Annotated in this window: 16 protein-coding genes; 3 read left to right on the top strand and 13 right to left on the bottom strand. The window is 72.0% G+C overall.

The annotated features are described in order from the left end of the window. Window positions 1–244: 244 nt before the first annotated feature. Together QQM72_RS09515 and QQM72_RS09520 are read right to left on the bottom strand one after the other, a co-directional pair. Window positions 245–718: a hemerythrin domain-containing protein gene (locus QQM72_RS09515; protein WP_314220360.1), complete on the bottom strand. Its 474-nt coding sequence runs from the start codon at window positions 716–718 to the stop codon at window positions 245–247. 31 nt (window positions 719–749) lie between these two features. Continuing rightward, a complete protein-coding gene (locus QQM72_RS09520) occupies window positions 750–1,997 on the bottom strand; it encodes an MFS transporter (RefSeq protein WP_399076556.1) in 1,248 nt (415 codons plus the stop codon). Window positions 1,998–2,298: 301 nt separating this feature from the next. Here QQM72_RS09520 and QQM72_RS09525 point away from each other — a divergent pair, with 301 nt between their 5' ends. After that, window positions 2,299–2,721 (top strand): pyridoxamine 5'-phosphate oxidase family protein, encoded by a 423-nt coding sequence (locus tag QQM72_RS09525; protein ID WP_314220361.1) that lies wholly within the window; start codon window positions 2,299–2,301, stop codon window positions 2,719–2,721. Window positions 2,722–2,808: 87 nt separating this feature from the next. On the opposite strand, the gene QQM72_RS09530 is transcribed toward QQM72_RS09525, so the two are convergent. Both QQM72_RS09530 and QQM72_RS09535 read right to left on the bottom strand, forming a co-directional pair. Beyond that, entirely contained in the window at window positions 2,809–3,819 is a 1,011-nt protein-coding gene (locus tag QQM72_RS09530) for an Acg family FMN-binding oxidoreductase (RefSeq protein ID WP_314220362.1), read from the bottom strand. 338 nt (window positions 3,820–4,157) lie between these two features. Beyond that, window positions 4,158–5,171, bottom strand: a complete 1,014-nt coding sequence (locus tag QQM72_RS09535; RefSeq protein ID WP_314220363.1) for a 2-hydroxyacid dehydrogenase — start codon at window positions 5,169–5,171, stop codon at window positions 4,158–4,160. Window positions 5,172–5,751: 580 nt separating this feature from the next. On the opposite strand from QQM72_RS09535, the gene QQM72_RS09540 reads away from it, so the two are divergent. Then, entirely contained in the window at window positions 5,752–6,084 is a 333-nt protein-coding gene (locus QQM72_RS09540) for a cupin domain-containing protein (protein WP_314220364.1), read from the top strand. Between the two features lie 60 nt (window positions 6,085–6,144). Beyond that, window positions 6,145–6,357: a hypothetical protein gene (locus QQM72_RS09545; RefSeq protein WP_314220365.1), complete on the top strand. Its 213-nt coding sequence runs from the start codon at window positions 6,145–6,147 to the stop codon at window positions 6,355–6,357. A gap of 18 nt (window positions 6,358–6,375) precedes the next feature. Here QQM72_RS09545 and QQM72_RS09550 read toward each other — a convergent pair whose 3' ends face one another. The 9 genes from QQM72_RS09550 to QQM72_RS09590 all read right to left on the bottom strand — a co-directional run bounded on the left by QQM72_RS09550 (window position 6,376) and on the right by QQM72_RS09590 (window position 18,821). Next, window positions 6,376–6,927 (bottom strand): vitamin K epoxide reductase family protein, encoded by a 552-nt coding sequence (locus QQM72_RS09550; protein WP_314220366.1) that lies wholly within the window; start codon window positions 6,925–6,927, stop codon window positions 6,376–6,378. 89 nt (window positions 6,928–7,016) lie between these two features. Further along, on the bottom strand, window positions 7,017–7,793 hold the full coding sequence (narI, locus tag QQM72_RS09555) for a respiratory nitrate reductase subunit gamma (RefSeq protein ID WP_314220367.1): 777 nt from the start codon (window positions 7,791–7,793) through the stop codon (window positions 7,017–7,019). Beyond that, complete coding sequence (narJ, locus tag QQM72_RS09560) at window positions 7,790–8,587, bottom strand: nitrate reductase molybdenum cofactor assembly chaperone (RefSeq protein ID WP_314220368.1); 798 nt, start codon at window positions 8,585–8,587, stop codon at window positions 7,790–7,792. Before narJ ends, narI begins: the two co-directional genes overlap by 4 nt. Continuing rightward, window positions 8,584–10,116: a nitrate reductase subunit beta gene (gene narH / locus QQM72_RS09565; protein ID WP_314220369.1), complete on the bottom strand. Its 1,533-nt coding sequence runs from the start codon at window positions 10,114–10,116 to the stop codon at window positions 8,584–8,586. Before narH ends, narJ begins: the two co-directional genes overlap by 4 nt. A 1-nt stretch (window position 10,117) precedes the next feature. Next, window positions 10,118–13,819, bottom strand: a complete 3,702-nt coding sequence (locus QQM72_RS09570; protein WP_314220370.1) for a nitrate reductase subunit alpha — start codon at window positions 13,817–13,819, stop codon at window positions 10,118–10,120. Window positions 13,820–15,055: 1,236 nt separating this feature from the next. Next, complete coding sequence (locus QQM72_RS09575) at window positions 15,056–15,724, bottom strand: response regulator transcription factor (RefSeq protein ID WP_314220371.1); 669 nt, start codon at window positions 15,722–15,724, stop codon at window positions 15,056–15,058. Then, the gene (locus QQM72_RS09580; RefSeq protein ID WP_314220372.1) at window positions 15,721–17,019 is read right to left on the bottom strand and encodes a sensor histidine kinase; all 1,299 of its coding nucleotides are present in this window, start codon (window positions 17,017–17,019) and stop codon (window positions 15,721–15,723) included. Before QQM72_RS09580 ends, QQM72_RS09575 begins: the two co-directional genes overlap by 4 nt. A 27-nt stretch (window positions 17,020–17,046) precedes the next feature. Beyond that, window positions 17,047–17,886 carry an ABC transporter permease gene (locus QQM72_RS09585; RefSeq protein ID WP_314220373.1) on the bottom strand — a complete coding sequence of 280 codons (840 nt, stop codon included), beginning with the start codon at window positions 17,884–17,886 and terminating at the stop codon, window positions 17,047–17,049. Beyond that, window positions 17,883–18,821 (bottom strand): ABC transporter ATP-binding protein, encoded by a 939-nt coding sequence (locus QQM72_RS09590; RefSeq protein WP_314220374.1) that lies wholly within the window; start codon window positions 18,819–18,821, stop codon window positions 17,883–17,885. Before QQM72_RS09590 ends, QQM72_RS09585 begins: the two co-directional genes overlap by 4 nt. Window positions 18,822–18,947: the final 126 nt, after the last annotated feature.

Genomic DNA, 18,947 nt, shown 5'->3' on the forward strand with positions numbered 1-18,947 from the left:
CATCGGCCCTTCGAGTCGTGATCGAGTCCGGCCGCGCACGACCCTATGGCCGTAGTCCCCCGGAAGGTCAACCGTCACACCGTAATCAGGAAGAACACGGCTTATGGAGCTCGTCTGCGCGTCGGAGCGATCACCCGGGTTCCGCAGGACCGGGCCGACGTTCCCGTGCCCGACCGGGAATCCGGTCGGGCACGGGAACGGTGAACGGGCGGATCAAGGCTGCCTGTCGCCCGGCCGCGGACGGTCAGGCGGCAGGCCGGGACAGGGCGCTGCCCGCTTCGGCGCGCACCGCCTCGACGGCCTCCCACTGCTCGGTCGACAGGGTCGCCAGCGAGGCGGGGAAGACGCCGTCCTGCTCCTTGAGGATGTGATCACGCAGCAGGGCGAGCACATCCAGCAGCCGGTCGGGCCAGGCGGGATCCTCCGGCACGCCGTCCGCGGCCTCGGCCAGCACCGCCTCGACGCTGCGGTGCTCGGCCTCCAGGGCCGCGATGTGGTCGGGGAACTCCAGGGCCATCGCGGGGAACAGCCCGTGCTCCTCCACCCGGGTGTGCGGGACCAGGACGGCGGTGATGCGGCGGGCGAGTCCGGCCATGCCGGCGAGGTCGCCGTCGCGCCGGGCGTCGCACACGTGGCTGATGAGGGTGACGACCTCGTCGTGTTCGCGGGTCAGCTCGTCGATCGTCGCCACGGACTGGCAGCCGCAGTACTCGCACATCGAAGGACTCCGGTTTCTGCTCTGCGTCGGTTCAGTGGGAGGCAGCGGTCGGCGTGCGGCGGGTGAGCGCGCGCCGCACGCCGGTTTCGGTGAAGGTCAGCGCCGCCAGAGCGACCACACCCAGCAGGACCAGGCCGATCGCGTACGAGCCGTAGGCGCCGTACAGCGACCCCATCACCAGCGGTGGCACGAAGCCGCCCAGGCCGCCCGCGGCACCGACGATGCCGGTGACCGAGCCGACCTTGTTCTCCGGGGCCATCAGGGCCACCAGCGCGAAGACCGCGCCGCTGCCCGCGCCCAGCGCGGCGGCCATGGCCAGGAAGGCGATCGTGCCCACCGGCGCCAGGGCCGGCGTGAAGGACTGCGCGAGCGCCCCGGCCAGCACGATGCCCAGCGCACCGGCCAGCACCCGCACCGGGCCGATGCGGTCGGACAACCAGCCGCCCATCGGCCGCATGGCCACCGCGAGCAGCACGAAGCCGGCCATCCGGTTGGCCGCGTCGGCCTGGGTCAGGCCGTAGCCGGTCTTGAGGTAGGTGGGCAGGTAGACGGAGAAGGCGACGTAACCGCCGAAGGCCACCGCGTACAGCGCGGACGCCTGCCACGTGACGCCCAGGCGCAGGGTGGCGGCCAGCCGGCGGCCCAGCGGTTCGGTCGGCACGGTGCGTCCGGGGGCGTCCCGCAGCACCAGCGCGGCCACCAGGGCGTAGGCCGCCAGGACGGCCGCGGTGATCAGGAACGGGGTCGACATGCTGTGCGCGTCGACCAGCTTCACCGTGGTCAGGGCGCTGATCGCGGTGCCGCCCATGCCCATGCCGAAGACGCCGATGGCAAGGCCCCGCCGCTCGGGCGGGAACCATGCGCTCACGAAGGGCACGCCGACGGCGAAGGCGGTGCCGCCGATGCCGAGGAAGAACCCGCCGGCCAGCAGCGCGGTGAGCGAGGAGTGTCCGGCCAGGCCCAGATAGAGCACCGGGACGATGGTGGCCGCCGAGACGATCGGGAACATCACGCGCCCGCCGAACCGGTCGGTCAGCGCGCCGACCGGGATGCGGCCCAGGGAGCCGACAACGACCGGCACGGCCACCAGCAGCGACTGCTGAAAGGAGGTCAGGTCCAGGGTGTCCTTGAAGCGGGGGCCGAGCGGGCTGAGCAGCGCCCAAGCCCAGAAGTTGACCGCGAACCCGACGGTGGCCAGGGCCAGCATCAGCCAGGCCCGGCCGGTCGCCGGCGCGCCCGAGGCCGCCCTGCTGCTCTCCGTCGTCGAAGACTGGACCATGCTGTCCGTCCTTTCCCTCTTGCTCACGCTGGTTCCGCCGATCGGGGCGCGGACGATCGCCGGGCCTGTGCCCGCAGATCGGCGCCCCCACAGCCACTGTCCGCCGCCGGACACCCGAGAGGCATGGGCCATGGGTCCCTGCCGCCGGGCTGACGGTCCCCACCTCGGCTCCGGCTGGGTCCTCCTCGGACGCGAGCCCCGGCTTGCCCGCACGACTCCTTCGGCACCGCGGCTGCGGCCGGGAGGGAAGTAGGGCCGATCGGCCCTACCCGGCCCCGGGGTCGACGCTGACGATGGCGTGATGCTCGAGACCGATGCCTTTCGCATTCTCGACCGGGATGCCTGCCTTCGCCTGCTGGCACAGGTGCCGGTCGGCCGGGTGGTGTACACCCGGCAGGCGCTGCCCGCGGTCCTGCCCGTCAACTTCTCCCTGGACGAGGACGCCTCCGTCCTGCTCTGCACCTCGGCCGGCTCCGACCTCGTGCGCGCCGTCGACGGCGTCGTGGTCGCCTTCGAGGCGGACGAGTTCACCGCGGCGACCCGGTCCGGCTGGAGCGTGGTCGTCACCGGCCGGGCCACCGTGGTGACCGACCCCGCCGAGCACGAAAGGCTCGCGCAGGCCGGCCCGCCGTCCTGGATGCCCGTGCGTGACGGGGTCTTCGTGCGCATCGAGTCCGAGCTGGTCACCGGACGTGAGATCACGGGGACACGCACCACGCGATGAGCCGCGGTCAAGGCGGCTGTCTCTGCTTTCCGGCCGGCCGGCGGGGCGCCCGCCGGCCGGACACGGGTCATCCGCAGGGAGCGGTCCTCACACCGCCGGAGGCCGCCGGCCGGGGTCCGGCGCGTGCTGCGTCGTGACGTGCGCGGCGGCGCGCGGTGTGCGGCCGCCCTCGGGGCCGTAGCCGAACCGGATCAGCAGCTGCGGGCAGCACCGCTGCCGTGGTCCGCCCGTCGCCGCCCGCAGATCCGTCCATTCCATCGCCTGGTGCAGCATCGAGGTGCGCACCCCGTGTTCGGTCGCGGTGAGCAGCACACGCTGCAGCGCCTGGCCGGCCCGCAACCAGTCCTCCCGCCGGTCCCACGCCGTCCACAACAGCGCCACCTGCGCGTGGCGTTCGAAGTGCAGGGCAGGAAGGTGCGGCACGGGCAGCCGACCGGTGAAGTCCCGCATCGGTATCCGTCCGGACGCGTCCAGGGCCCCTACGGCGGTCACCGGGATGCCGTAGCCGGTGTCACGGCCCGGGGCGGTGAGCCGGCCGCGCACCTCGGCCGTGCGGCCCGGATGGGATGCGTTGCGGGCCTCGCCCGCCCGGGTCAACCGCAGCAGGCGCCGGGTCCCCACGATGTCGGGAACCTCCAGGTGCGCGCCCTCCGCGCGTACCGCGCTGATCATCTCCGTCACGATCGGCTCCGGCACGGGGCGGCCGGTGAAGGGCATCCGGCTGGTGTGACGCCGTTCCACCGCCTCGTACAGGTGCCGCAGGGACGAGGGCCCGCACTCGACGGGCCCGGCCAGTCGCACGCGGGCCAGCAGGCCGGGATCGTCCGCGGCGGGCAGCAGCCGGACGACCGGCTCCCAGCCCAGGTTCGCTGCGGCCACCCGGAGGTTGAAGACGGCCGCACCCACGGACAGGTGCTGGGCGCGCAGGTCAGGATCGGTCATCGGCAGCCGCCGTCGGGGGTCGGCGCGGACCTCGACCGACCGGGTGCCGGGGTCCAGGCCGAACCGCCATGGCTGCGTATTGTGGATCGACGGCGCGGCCACCGCCGCGGCCAGCAGGCACTGGACGGCTGTGGCGTCGATTTCCCGGGTCAGCATCGCTGCTCCTCTGCAAAGCTCTCTCCCCACATCGCCTACCCTGCGCCGCCATCCCCGCTCGGGAGAGGGTTGACCGGCCCCTGCCAGGGCGCCATGCGGCCCCAAAACCGAGCGCCGGACACGGCGGGAGCCCTGCGGGAGACCCAGGATCTCGGCCCGCCCCGTGCCGGCACTGATCCTTACTGACGCGTCGTACGACACGGTTCGTCCGCTGACACCGGACGAGTGTGCTGCCGCGCGCTCCGATCCAGGCGGAGAAGGAGACCGCGTCGGGGGTTTCCTCCCGCCGCTCGACCACCGTCCACACGGCAGAGCCAGGCACGCACCGGCCCGGCACCTCAGGCGGCGGGCGACCGGACGAGGGTGTTGTCACCGCTCCGGCCGGCGAGGTAGTCCGCCACGTTGGCCACCGTCGTCCCGGCGATCTGCCCCACGGCGTCCCGGGTGAAGTACGCCTGGTGCGAGGTGACCAGCACGTTGTTGAAGGTCATCAGCCGCGCGAGGCGTTCGTCGGTCATCACCTCCAGGGACCTGTCGAGGAAGAACACGCCGGCCTCCTCCTCGTACACGTCCAGGCCCACGCCGCTGAGCCGCCCCGCACGCAGGGTCTCCAGCAGGGCGTCGGTGTCCACCAGGCCGCCGCGACTGGAGTTGACCAGGATCGCGTCGTCCTTCATCAGCCCCAGGGCACGCCCGTCGAGGAGGTGGTGGGTTTCCGGCAGCAGCGGCACGTGCAAGCTCACCAGGTCCGCCTCGGCGAACAGCCGCTCCCGCTCGACGTAGTGCATGCCCAGGGCCAGGCAGTCGGGGTTCTCGGCGACGTCCCAGCCCAGCAGCCGCATCCCGAAGCCGTGGGCGATCCGCGCGAACGCGGCGCCGATCTTGCCGGTGCCCACCACGCCGGCCGTCCGGCCGTGCAGGTCGCGGCCCATCAGTCCGTCCAGCCGGAAGTCGAACTCCCGGGTGCGGTGCGCGGCGCGAACGATCCGCCGGTCGACCGCGAGTGCCAGCGCCCAGGCGAACTCGGCGACCGAGTACGGCGAGTAGGACGACACCCGGGCCACCGTCAGGCCGAGTTCCCCGGCCGCCGTCAGGTCGATGTTGTTGTAGCCGGTGGACCGTTGGGCGATCATCTTCGTGCCGCCCTCGGCCAGGGCCCGCAGGACCTCGGCGTCCAGGGTGTCATTGACGCTGCTGAGCACGATCTCGTGCCCGGCCGCGGTGGGGGCGGTGTCCCGGTTGAGGAACAGTCCCAGACAGCGCAGTTCATGCCGGCCCGCGAACTCATGGTCGAACGCGCCGTGCAGCAGCGGCTCCTCGTCCGCGAGGACGCCGTACGCAATGGCCTCCACGTGCTCTCTCCTCCTGTGGTGCGGTGGCCCCGGGCGAGGCCGGGCTGCCCGGTGGTGACCGGGTCCGCTCCCAGCGTGACAGCCGGGAGAGGTGTCATGTGCGGGCCGCATGCGGACGGCATCGGGGACGTCGGCCCAGCCGCCTCCCGCGAAGAACGCCGGCTCGGTTCCCTTCGCGCCGGCTGTCCGCCATCGCCATCCCCTCGTTCTGCGCTGTCCGTCGCGGTACCGGCAGGCGCCCCCTGGGCGTGACCGGTTCCCCTGCCTCTCAGAGATCATCCGCGATCACGGGCAGAAGAGCCAGGGCCGGTCGCCCCGGTGCGTCGCCGGCGGAAGGGGCGGTTTCCCTGGCTCCCGGGGCCGACCGGCCCCATCCCCGAGGACGTCCAGGACCTGCCGCCCTGGTGGGACGGAGCCGAGGCTGGAAGCGCACCGCGCAGTCGGTTCTCTCGAGGAGCATGTCTTCGGGATGTGACCACCGGAACCACACAACCGCCGCCGTGGCCGCGGCCGCTTGCGACCCACCGTACGGCGTACCGGCGGTCGCCCCTCGTCCGCGAAGACACGGAGACTTGAGACCATGCAGAAGCTCTCACTCGACGCACTGGCCCGCGAGCACCTGGAACGCGCCACGGCCGCCTCCACCGGACGCAGCGCCGCCACCGTCTACGGCGGCCACGAGCACGCCTTGCGCCAGACCGTCCTGGCGCTGACCGCCGGCACCGCCCTCGCCGAGCACGAGAGTCCCGGCGAGGCAACCCTGCTGGTGCTGCGCGGACGCGTGCGGCTCACCAGCGGCGACACCTCCTGGGAGGGCCGGACCGGTGACCTGATCACCATCCCCGAGGCCCGCCACAGCCTGCACGCCGTCGAAGACGCGGCGGTGCTGCTCACCGTCGCCAAGCACGGCTGACGCCGAACCGCCGAGTTCGAGAAACTCGGGGACCGCCGCGGCCGGGCTGTGCCGTTCTTCGTGGAGTCGCCGCCCTGCCGGCTCCCCGCCCCGCGTGCGGTGCTGGTGGCGATGTGGTCCTCCGCGCGCGCCTTCCCGCGCAAGTGCTCGACCGTCATCGTCGCCACCGGCGTCGTGCTGTGGCTGCTGCTGAACCTGCCGCCGCACGCGGACGCGCAGCTGAGCGCGGCCGGCCTGGACACGCTCTCGTCCGTGTGGTCTCCGAGGGCCTGAGCCGTCGGTAGGGGTCGGTTACGGCAGGCTGCTCCAGTACGTCCAGAAGCGGGTGAGCACGAGCAGCGCGATCACCCCGAACCATGCGGCGAGCAGCATCCAGTGCGTGTCCCGCACGAGCACCAGCACACCCCGGGGCACCGGAACGATCCCCTGTTCGAGGCAGTGCACGGTGACGTACCAGAACAGGGCGATGGTGACGGCCCAGACGACGGCGCAGTACGGACAGAGCCTGTTGAGCTCGTAGAGCGACTGACCGATCAGCCAGTGGACGAACACCACTCCCACCAGGGCCCCCGCGTCCAGCGCGAGCCAGAGCCGGCGGTGCAGGCGTGCCCCCGAAAGGACCGCGACGGCGAGGACGGTCACGGCGGCGAAGGCGCCCAGTCCGAGCAGCATGTTGGGGAAGCCGAGCAGGCTGCCCTGCGGGCTGGACATGACACTGCCGCAGCTCACGACGGGGCTGATGTTGCACGGCGGTTGGTAGGAGGGGTCGCGCAGGAGCCGCCAGTCGTCCACGGTGAGCTGGAACGAGGCAAGCCAGCCGACGGCTCCGGTCAGGAGCATCATCAGGCCCGTTCGGCGGCCGGCCCCCACCGTCTGCGTACGCCGTGCGGTCGAGGCGTCCGGGGCAGTCCCGCATCCGTGACCCATGCGGCTCACCGGGAGCCGGAGGCCGACCGGGTCCGGCCCGCGGCCGTCGGGGCCTGCGCCGGTGTGGCCCGCCTGCGGTAGACGAGGTACGGGCGGGTCAGGTAGCCGATCGGGGCGCTCCACACGTGGACGAGCCGGGTGAAGGGCCAGGCGGCGAAGAGCAGGAAGGCGGTCAGGGCGTGGAGTTGGAACAGCAGTGGTGCGCCGGCGATCGCCTCCGGGTGCGGCTGGAGGACGAACAGGCCGCGGAACCACACGGAGACGGTGGACCGGTAGTCGTAGCCGGGGCCGAACACGTTGTGCGCGGCGGTGGCGGTGATGCCGAGCAGGACGGTGGCGGACAGCAGCGGGAAGAGGAGTTTGTCGCTGCGGTCGGTGGTGAGCCGGATCCGGCGGGTCAGCAGCCGGCGGGCGCAGAGCATGCCGAGGCCCGCGACCATGGCGACGCCCGCCACCGAACCCGCCCAGACTGCCGTGGTGTGGTACGCGTGCTCGGAGATGCCGACGGCCTCGGTCCACGAGTCGGGAACGGCGAGCCCCACGACATGCCCGGCGATCACCATGAAGGCGCCGAGGTGGAACAGCGGGCTGCCCCAGCGCAGCCAGCGGTGTTCGAGGAGTTGGCTGGTGTGGGTGGTCCAGCCGAACTGGTCCTGACGGTAGCGCCAGATGTGTCCGGCCACGAAGACGGCGAGGCAGATGTAGGGGACGGCGACCCACAGCAGGAGGTCGGTGCCGCTCGCCGGTGCTGCGGCCGACGGGGAGAGGGCAGCGGCGTTCATCGGGTGCCTTCCATACGGCTGGTGGGCGGGCCGGCGGGCGGCACACGGGTCGGCGGAGCGGCCATCGGCGGGACGAACGTGCCTGGAGGCGCGAACTCCCCTTCCCCGTACGTCCCGTAGGGGTCCAGGCCGACCTCCTCGTTCGGCGGGCCCTCGGCGACGAGCCTGGCCACCGCCGCGCGGTCCGCCTCGGTGGGCGGCGGCAGCAGGGTGAGCAGCGCGGCCAGGACGTGCTCGTACGGGGAGTCGGAGTCGGTCAGCGCCCGGTGGATCAGCTCAAGGCCGCGCCGGTGCTGGCGCAGCGGTGCCTCGCCGCCGCCCGGTCCCGCGAGGGCGGCGAACTCCAGGACGACCGGGAGGTGGTCGGGCAGTTCGCCTCCGTCGGTGTCCCAGCCGGCGGCCTTGTACCGCTGGTTCAGGGTGAGCAGGGCCATGCCCCGGCGGCGGGTGTCGCCGTGCAGGTAGTAGGTCAGGTAGAGGCTGCTCTTGCGGCGCAGGTCGAACATCTCGACGTAGTGCCGCTGAAGCGCCTCGGGGTCCTGTGCGGCGAACCAGCCGGTGAACCGGGCCAGGTGCTCCGCCGCGGGCGTGTCCGGCAGGGCCTCCACCACGGTCGTCAGGTCCGTCCGGGCTGCGGTCAGTTCGGAGTCGGGGTACTGCAGCAGCAATGACACGAGTCGCAGGATCAGGGCCCGGCCCGCCGTCTCCTCGGGGGTGAGCCGGGCCGGGCGGCGCACGGCCGCCCGGACGCGGGTGCGGACGAGGGCGGGAATGGTGGCGGGCAGCGGGCTCACGACTGGCCTCCGGCGGTCTTGCGTCGCAGGGTGGGGATGCCGAGCATGACCCGTCGGCCGCCGGCGTCCGCCGGGTCGTCGGGGGATTCGACCGGGCAGCGGTTCTCCATCGCGCTCAGCGCGGCGGCGTCCTCCTTGTGGGCGGCCGGGACGACGTAGCGATCCTGGTACTTGGCGATCGCGAGCAGCCGGTGCAGGTCCTCGGCCTCACGGGCGGTCAGGCCGACCGCCTCGAGCACGGCCTCGTCGCCCTCCTCGCCGAGGGTGCGCTCGCGCATGAACGAGCGCAGCGCGGTGAGCTTCATCAGCACCCCGGCGACCACATCGGCGTCCCCGGCTGTGAACAGCTCCGCCAGGTACTCCAGCGGGATGCGCAGCCGGGTGACGGCGGCGAAGACGTGGTCGGGGTCGTCCTGGTTTCCGCCGGCCGCGTCGACGGCGTCCAGGACGGGCGAGAGCGGAGGCACGTACCAGACCATCGGCATCGTCCGGTACTCCGGGTGCAGCGGCAGCGCCACCTTGTACCGCATCACCAGGTCGTACACCGGGGAGCGGCGCGCCGCGTCCAGCCAGTCCTCGGGGATGCCCGACTCCCGTGCCGCCGCGATCACTTCGGGATCGTGCGGGTCGAGGAAGACGCCCCGCTGCGCGTCGAGCAGGTCCTTCTCGTCCGGGGTGGCGGCGGCCTCGCCGACGCGGTCGGCGTCGTACAGCAGCAGCCCGAGGTAGCGCAGCCGTCCCACACAGGTCTCGGAGCAGACGGTGGGCTGGCCGGCCTCGATGCGTGGAAAGCAGAACGTGCACTTCTCGGCCTTGCCGGTGGCGTGGTTGACGTACACCTTCTTGTACGGGCACGCCGTCACGCACATCCGCCAGCCGCGGCAGCGGTCCTGGTCGACCAGGACGATGCCGTCCTCGACCCGCTTGTACATCGCGCCGGACGGACAGGCGGAGACGCAGGCCGGGTTGAGGCAGTGCTCACACAGGCGGGGGAGGTGGAAGAGGAAGGTCTGCTCGAACTCGAACTTGACCTTCTGAGCCCATTCCCCGGTGAGATTGGGGTCGCCGCCGGCGTTCTCGGGGGCGCCGCCGAGGCCGTCCTCCCAGTTGGCTCCCCAGGCGATGGCGGTGGGCTCGCCGGTGAGCACCGAGCGGGGGCGGGCCACCGGCATGTCCTTGCCGGCCGGGGCGCTGATGAGGTTGTCGTAGTCGTAGGTGACCGGCTCGTAGTAGTCCTCGATGCTCGGCAGGTCCGGGTTGGAGAACAGTGACAGGAGCCGTTTGATCCGGCCGCCGGAGCGCAGGACCAGCCGTCCGCGCTTGTCGAGCATCCAGCCGCCCTTCCACTGCTCCTGGTCCTCGTAGCGGCGGGGGTAACCGACGCCGGGCTTGGTCTCGACGTTGTTGAACCAGGCGTACTCGACGCCGGTGCGGTTGGTCCACGTCTGCTTGCAGGTGACCGAGCAGGTGTGACAGCCGATGCACTTGTCGAGGTTCATCACCATCGCGATCTGTGCCATGACGCGCATGTCAGTACTCCACTTGCTGGCTGCGGCGACGGATGACGGTGACCTCGTCGCGCTGGTTGCCGGTCGGGCCGTAGTAGTTGAAGGCGTAGGTGAACTGGGCGTAGCCGCCGGCGAGATGGGTGGGCTTGAGCAGCAGCCTGGTCAGGGAGTTGTGGATGCCGCCGCGCTTGCCGCTGACCTCGGTCTTCGGGACGTTCACGTTGCGGTCCTGGGCGTGGTACATGTACACGGTTCCCTCGGGCATACGGTGCGTGACCACGGCCCGGGCGGCGACCACGCCGTTGCGGTTGTACGCCTCGATCCACTCGTTGTCCTTCACGCCGATCTTCTCGGCGTCGGCGGTGGACATCCAGATCACCGGGCCGCCGCGGGACAGGTCGAGCATGTACTTGTTGTCCTGGTAGTTGGAGTGGATGGACCACTTCGAGTGCGGGGTCAGATAGCGGACGGTGACCTCCGCCCGGTCCTTGTCATGCAGGTGCTCGTCGCCGTAGTGCCGGGGAGTGTTCAACGGTGGCCGGTAGACCGGCAGTTGCTCGCCCAGTTCGGTGATCCAGTCGTGCTGGACGAAGAAGTGCTGGCGGCCGGTGAGGGTGTGCCAGGGCTTCTTGTGCTCGGTGTTGATGACGAACGGCGAGTAGCGTCGCCCGCCGGTCTCCGAGCCGGACCACTCGTAGGAGGTCATCACCGACCGGGGCTGGGTGCGGGTGTCGGCGAACGTGATGCGCTCCGCCTCCCGTTCGGAGGCGAGTTCCACCAGGCCCTCGCTGCCGGTCTGGCGCTGAAGCTCCCGGAAGCCCTCGGTGGCGAGGCGTCCGTTGGTCGTGCCGGACAGGGCGAGAATCGCCTCGCACATGTGGGTGGCGGTGGCCAGCGAGGGCCGTCCGGCGGCGATCCCGTCCCGGACGGTGCCGTTGCGGTGCCGCAGCTCGTCGATCTCCTGGTCCGGGTGGACGGTGACACCTTTGGTGGTGGTGCCCAGGGTGTCCAGCAGCGGGCCGACGGCGCGCATCTTCTGAGCCACGGCCGCGTAGTCCCGCTCGATGACGACCAGTTTGGGCATCGTCCGGCCCGGGACCGGTTCGCACTCTCCGGCCTTCCAGTCCCGTACGACTCCGCCGGGCTGGGCGAGTTCGTCGGGGGTGTCGTGCGTGAGCGGCACGGCGAGGACGTCGGTGCGGGTGCCGAGGTGGTCGGCGGCCAGTTCGCTGAACCTGTCGGCGAGGGTCAGGAAGGTGTCGTAGTCGGTGCGCGCCTGCCAGGGCGGGGCGATGGCCGGCGTGAAGGCGTGCACGAAGGGATGCATGTCCGTGCTGGACAGGTCGTCCTTCTCGTACCAGGTCGCGGCAGGCAGGACGACGTCGGAGAGCAGGCCTGTGGAGGTCATCCGGAAGTCCATGGTGACCAGCAGGTCGAGCTTGCCTTCGGGGGCCTCATCCCGCCACACCACGTCCTTCGGACGCCCCTCGGGCGGGGTCTCCTCGGAGCGGACGGCCGCGTCGGTGCCGAGCAGGTGGCGCAGGAAGTACTCGCTGCCCTTGCCGGAGGAGCCGAGCAGGTTGGCCCGCCACACGGTGAGCACGCGCGGGAAGTTGGCCGGGTCGTCGGGGTCCTCGGCTGCGAACCGCAGCCGCCCGGACTTGAGTTCGTCGACGACGTGCTCGGCGACCGGCCGGCCGGCGGCCGCGGCCTCGTCGGTGAGGTCGAGCGGATTGCGGTTGAAGCCGGGGTGGCCGGGCGTCCAGCCGAGCCGTATCGCCTGTGCGAGCGTGTCCGCGAACGCCTTCCCCTTGAATCGGCCCGCACCGAGCGGGGACGCCAGCTCGTCGGGGCCGAAGGCCTCGTAGCGCCACTGGTCGGAGTTCAGGTACCAGTACGAGGTGCCCGCCATGTGCCGGGTGGGCCGCTGCCAGTCGAACGCGAACGACAGATGCTGCTGCCCGGTGAGGGGGCGGACCTTCTCCTGGCCGACGTAGTGCGCCCAGCCACCGCCGTTGACGCCCTGACAGCCGGTCATCGTCGTCAGGGCCAGGAACGCCCGGTAGATGGTGTCGGAGTGGAACCAGTGGTTGGTGCCGGCACCCAGCGCGATCATCGACCGGCCGTTGGTGCGCTCGGCGTTGCGGGCGAACTCCCGGGCGATACGGGCCGCCTGCTCGGCCGGGACGGAGGTGATGGTCTCCTGCCAGGCCGGGGTGTACGGCTGCGACGCGTCGTCGTACGACGTGGGCCAGCTGCCCGGCAGACCCGGCCGATGCACCCCGTACTGGGCGAGCATCAGGTCGAAGACGGTGGTGACGAGCCGTCCGCCGATCCTGCGGACGGGCACCCCACGGACCATCACCGAGCCGCCCTCGGTCGCACCCTCGTCGAAGCGCGGCAGGGCCACGGCCACCGTGTCCTGCGCGCTGTCGACCAGGCTCAGTTCGGGGACGGTGTCGCCCAGGTCGAGGTTCCAGCGGCCTGGCTCGGCTTCCCCCCAGCGGAAGCCGAGCGAGCCGTTCGGCACCACCGGTTCGCCGGTGGCCGAGTCGAGGAGAACGGTCTTGGACTCGGCGTGCTCCGTGTCGCGTCCGAGGTCCGCGGCGGTCAGGAAGCCGTCCGGGACCAGGCCGTCCTCGGTGTGCTCGCGCAGGGTCACCAGGAACGGCGCGTCGGTGAACTTGCGCAGGTAGTCCTTGAAGTAGGGCACTTCGCGGTCGATCAGGAACTCGCGCAGGATCACGTGGCCCATGGCCATCGCCAGCGCCCCGTCCGTGCCCGGGTGCGGGGCCAGCCACTCGTCGGCGTGCTTGACGTTGTCGGCGTAGTCGGGGCTGACCGCGACGACCTTGGTGCCGTTGTAGCGGGTCTCGGTGAGGAAGTGCGCGTCGGGCGTGCGGGTCACGGGGATGTTGGAGCCCCACATGATCAGATAGCCCGCGTTCCACCAGTCCGCGGCCTCCGGCACGTCGGTCTGGTCGCCGAAGACCTGCGGCGAGGCGATCGGCAGGTCGGCGTACCAGTCGTAGAACGACAACAGCGTGCCGCCGATCAACGAGTGGAACCGCGCCCCGGCCGCGAACGACGCCATCGACATCGCCGGGATCGGCGAGAAACCGGCGACACGGTCGGGCCCGTACGCCTTGACGGTGTGCACCTGCGCGGCGGCGACCAGCTCGCTCACCTCGTCCCAGTCGGCGCGCACCAGGCCACCCTTGCCGCGGGCCCGCTTGTAGGCGCGGGCCTTGGCCGGGTCACCGGTGATCTCCGCCCAGGCCGCCACCGGGTCACCGAGGCGCTTGCGGGCCTCGCGCCACAGCTTCAGCAACTCGCCGCGCACATACGGGTAGCGGACCCGGCTGGGCGAGTAGGTGTACCAGGAGAACGACGCCCCGCGCGGGCAGCCCCGCGGCTCGTACTCGGGGCAGTCCGTGCCGATGGAGGGGTAATCGGTGGCCTGGTGCTCCCAGGTGATGATGCCGTCCTTGACGTACACCATCCACGAGCACGAACCGGTGCAGTTCACCCCATGCGTGGAGCGCACCACCTTGTCGTGCGCCCACCGGTCCCGGTAGAAGCCCTCCCACTTCGGGTCGCCTTCCCCGAACACGGCGCGTCCGTCGGCCGACACCTCACGGCGGGTCAACAGTCTGCGGGCTGCCAGCGGCCAGCCCTCACCGGCGGGCAACGCCTGACGCCGTGCGTTCTGATCGTTCTCCATGGCCAGGAACGCTAGAAGCCGCAGGCCGTGGCGCACCTGGGGCCGGCGGTCCCTGCCGGATGACCTTCCGGCCCCATCCGGGTGGTCGCGATGGGGACCAATGGTCCCGGTGCCTGGGTCCGGTCGGCCGGGGAGTCGGCTGCGCCCGGGGTGCATGCTGGGCACTGATCGAACCGCAGATGCCCATCTGTACGACCGCATTCCGTGCCTGCCAGGCGGCCGATTCCCCCGTCCCCGGCTGCCGCAGGTGTAGCGCGTACGGCGCGTGGCGCCCGGTTCGCTCCGGCGTCCGGCCGCTCACCGCGGCCGGACGCGGCATCCGCCCCGTGGTCGGGCTCCGGAGCGCCGTCCCCGCCCGCATCGGCCTCGCTGACGTCCGCCTACCAGGCACGGCACCTCACGACCCCGGTCACGGGCCTGGGGGGCCGCACTGACCGGCTTGGGCGTCGCCACGGTGGCCACCGCGGACGCCCTGGCACCCCGTTCCCCGAACCGCTCCCGAAAACGGGGCGGCGCGCACGGGGCCTGGACTGCGGCCCGCTTCTCGGGGAGCCCTCCGAGCGCCGTCCGTGCCGGCGCGTCGTTGTCGTCCCGACGGCCCGACCGGCCCTGTCGCACCCGCCGACGGCAGGGACCGTCGGCCCTGTCCGAGCAGACCGTTCGGCCGCCGCGCCGCCCACCGCCGCCGGTGGATGCTGACGGCGACCGATCCGGAGGTATCCCGTGCACGACCACGTCGACCGCCCTCAAGGCCGATTCCGCCGCTGCCACTCACGGCGGGTGCCGCGCCCGGTCCGGCCCGGTCACCGTCCGGCCGCCCGCCTCGTCTGCCCTGACTCCAGGGCGGCCGGACGCAGCACGAGGGCGCTGGGAAGGGCCGCGCGATGAGCGCCGCCGCCCATGCCGTCCGCCGCCAGCGGCACGACGCGGCCGACCACCGGCCCTTCGTCGTCCCGGGCGGGCGGAAGCCGGTCTCCCGGCCCGCGGAGCCGCCCTTCTGAACTCCCTGAGCGCCCGGCACACAAGGTGAGGAACAGGTCCTGGCCGGTGATTCCCCTGCCCCGGCCAGGATCCCGCCCGCCAGGCGGCCGATACGCCCCCTCCCCCGCGCGTCGAACAAGACCGAGCCGACGCCCCGGTCCGTCCCGGCAGCCTGCCCCGCATCACCACCCTGCGCGGCCACGGCTGCCGCCTGGAACCCTGACGGAGGCCGCGGGACTGCCCGGGCGCTTCGGTTCAGTCCCCGTTGGGCCGGGCGAGGCCGTGGTCGTAGGCGAAGATCACGGCCTGGATGCGGTCGCGGGCTCCGATCTTGGCGAGGACGCGGCCGACGTGGGTCTTGACGGTGGACTCGGACAGCACGAACCGGGCGGCGATCTCGCCGTTGGTCCAGCCCTTGCCGACGGCGACGAGGATCTCCCGCTCGCGGTCGGTGAGGGAGCCGAGTCCCGGGTCCTCGGCGGAGCCGGTGCGGTGCGCGGGGACGTAGCGGGCGTATTCGTCCAGGAGACGGCGGGTGAGGGCGGGCGCGATGACGGCGTCGCCGGAGGCGACGGCTCGGATGCCGGCAAGGAGCTCCTCGGGGCGCACGTCCTTGAGGAGGAAGCCGCTGGCGCCGGCCCGGATGGCGGCGTGGACGTACTCGTCGAGGTCGAAGGTGGTGAGCACGAGGACACGCGAGCGGCCGCCGGCGGCGACGATGCGGCGAGTGGCCTCGATGCCGTCCATGCCGGGCATGCGAACGTCCATCAGGACGACGTCCGGGCGCAGTTCGGCCGTCTTGCGGACGGCCTCGGCGCCGTGGGCGGCCTCACCGACGACATCGGTCTCGGCGACGGAGTCCAGGAGCAGGTGGAAGCCGTAGCGCTGCAGGGGCTGGTCGTCCACGATGAGCACGGTGGTCATCGCTCACCACCGCTTCGGGGCGTGAGGTCGAGGACGGCCTCGACGCTCCATCCTCCGCCGCCCGCCGGCCCCGCGCTGACGGTGCCTCCGTACAGAGCCGCTCTCTCCCGCATGCCCACCAGACCGTGTCCTTCCTCGTTCGGCGGTCCGGACAGCAGGGCCGGGCCGGTGTCCCGGACCCGGACGGTCAGCCGGGTGTCCTTCTCGACGATCGCCAGCCGTACCAGGGTGTCGGTGTCGGCGTGCTTCAGTGTGTTGGTGAGGGCTTCCTGGACGATGCGGTACACCGTCAGCTGCACGCCGCTGTCCAGAGCGTCCACCTCGCCTGAGGTCCGGTAGACGACCTCGAGCCCTGCGGCGCGCACCTTGGCGCAGAGTGCCTCGATGTCCGCGATGCCGGGCTGCGGGCTGAGTTCGGGCCCGCCCGGGGAGCCGCCGCCTGTCGCCTCGCGCAGCACGCCGAGCACGCGCCGCAGTTCACCGAGGGCCTGGCGGCCCGTGTCGCCGATGAGCCGGAGCGCCTCCTTGCCCCGTTCGGGAGCGATGTCGGTGGCGTAGGCGCCGGCATCGGCCAGCGTGATGATGACGGACAGGTTGTGGCCGACGATGTCGTGCATCTCGCGGGCGACCCTGGTGCGTTCGGTGGCCGTCGCCAGCCTGCTGCGCTGGTCGCGCTCGATCTCCAGCCGGGCGGCCCGGTCCCGCAGTCCGGCGAGCTGGGCCCGGCGGATCCGTACCACCAGGCCGAGTGCGAGGGCCGCGGTCGCCGTGCTCAGCAGGAAGAACAGCGCGTCCCACACGGACACGGCCGAGGACACCCGGACCGCGACCAGCGCCATGGCGGCCGCCATGGCCGCACAGGCCCACGGCAGCTGGCGCAGCCACCCGTGCAGGGCGAGGCTGTACAGGGCGATGAACAGGGCGACGTCCGCGCGCAGCGCCGCGCCCACGGACCACTGGACGACGAACACCACGGTGATGGCGGCGAACGCCATGAGGGGTTTGCGTCGCCGCCACAGCAGGGGCAGAACCAGTCCGGCCTGGAAGGCCAGCATTCCCGCGACGGGCAGCTGGGTGAGGGCGAGGCGGAACCGGCGCGGACCGTCGCCGTCGCCGTCGCCCTTGTCCCCACCGCCGTGGAACAGGTCGGGCAGGCAGAACATCACAAGGACCAGGACGACGACCGCGGTGTCCAGCACCCAGGGATGTGTCCGGTCGGCCTGCCGCAACCGCTGGCCGCCCCGGGAAAGCCGGGCGACCAGCGGTCCCATCCCGCTGAGGTCATCGGTGGTCACGGGCGTCACCTGTCCATGGTGCAGGCCTCAGACGTCGCTGCGCACGAGCCGGTAGGCCGCGCCGCCCAGCGCCAGCGCCGTCCAGCAGAGGAAGACCAGCAGTCCGGCGCCCGGTGACAGGGTCGTGGAGTCATGGGTCAGCGCGAACATCGCCGCGCCCGCGTCGGACGGCAGGTAGGGGCTGATGTCGTCCTGCCAGGAGCTCGGCAGCAGGGAGATCAGTCCCGGGACCAGCATCAGGGCGGCCACCAGCACCGAGATCCCGCCGGCCACCGACCGCAGCAGCGCGCCCAGGGCGGTGCCGATCACCCCGACCAGGCCGAGGTAGAGCCCCGCGCCCAGCAGGCTGCGCAGGACACCCGCGTGCGAGAGGCTCATGGCAGCGGGCGTGCCCGAGACGATCCCGCTCCCGATCAGAAAGGCGACGAAGCCGCCCAGCGTCCCCACAACCAGCGCGACCAGCCCGAACACGGCCGCCTTGGACCACAGCACGGGCAGCCGGCGCGGTACCGCCGCGAGCGTCGAGCGGATCATGCCGGTCGAGTACTCCCCCGCGGTGACCAGCACACCGAGGACGCCCAGGGCCAGCTGGGCGAAGTTCGTACCGAAGAGGGACAGGCTGACGGCCGTCGCGTCGGCGAAGTCCCGGTCCGTGTGGCCTGAGTCGATCCCCGACTTGTAGTGGCTCGCGGAGATCAGGCCGAAGGCCACCAGGAACAGCAGGCCGAGGCCCAGGGTGATCCACGTCGAGCGCAGGGACCACAGCTTGGCCCACTCCGAGGACAACACGCGCCGTCCGGTCACCCGGTAGACGGGTCGGACGGGCGTGGTCCGAGGTTCCCCGGCAGTTGCGGTGAGGGTGCTCATGCGGGCCTCCCAAGGGTCTCGATCCCGGTCGTGGAGCCGTGGTACTCCACGGCATCCCTGGTCAGGTCCATGAACGCCTCCTCCAGCGACACGGTCCGCGCGCTCAGGCCGAACAGCGCGATCCCGTGCTCCGCTGCCTTCAGCCCGATCTCGCGGGCGGTCAGCCCGGTCACCTGGAGCTCCTCGGAGCCGATCCGGCCGGTGACCTCGACGCCCGGTCCCGCCAGCACGTCCCGCAGCCGCGTCGGGTCCTGCGTCGCGACGTTCACCGTGGCGCTGCCCGCCTCGCGGATCAGGTCCGCCACGGTCGTGTCGGCCAGCAGCCGCCCGCGCCCCACGATGATCAGGTGGTCCGCCACCAGGGCCATCTCGCTCATCAGGTGCGAGGACACGAAGACCGTCCGGCCCTCCTCGGCAAGCGCTTTGAGCAGGTTACGGATCCAGAGCACGCCCTCCGGGTCCAGCCCGTTGACCGGCTCGTCCAGCATCACCGTCTGCGGATCGCCCAGCAGCGCCGCCGCGATGCCCAGCCGCTGGCCCATCCCGAGGGAGAAGGCGCCGGCCCGCTTCTTCGCCACGCTGCCCAGTCCGGCGAGGTCGATGACCTCGTCGACCCGGCGGCCCGGAATGCCGTGGGTCAGCGCGAGGGCCCTGAGGTGGTTGTACGCCGAGCGGCCCGGGTGGATCGACTTCGCCTCCAGGAGGGCACCGACCTCCTGGAGGGGTGCCCGGTGGCGGGCGTAGCGGTGGCCGTTGACGGTGACGGAGCCGCTCGTCGGGGCGTCGAGGCCGACGACCATGCGCATCGTCGTGGACTTGCCCGCTCCGTTGGGCCCCAGAAAGCCGGTCACCGTTCCCGGCCGCACGACGAAGTCCAGCCCGTCGACGGCCGTCTTCTCGCCGTACTTCTTGGTCAACTGCCGTGCGTCGATCATTCGCGTTCTTCCTGTCGGCCACCGGCGTCCTTCGCCTCCGACGCCGCACCGGCAACGCTAAGCGCCGATTCACGCCGATCCGGTGGTACCGGGAGGCTGAACCGCGCCGCGCACGTCGTACCGCGG

It is taken from the genome of Streptomyces zaehneri (genome assembly GCF_032248645.1).
GTDB classification, from domain to species: Bacteria; Actinomycetota; Actinomycetes; order Streptomycetales; family Streptomycetaceae; genus Streptomyces; species Streptomyces coriariae.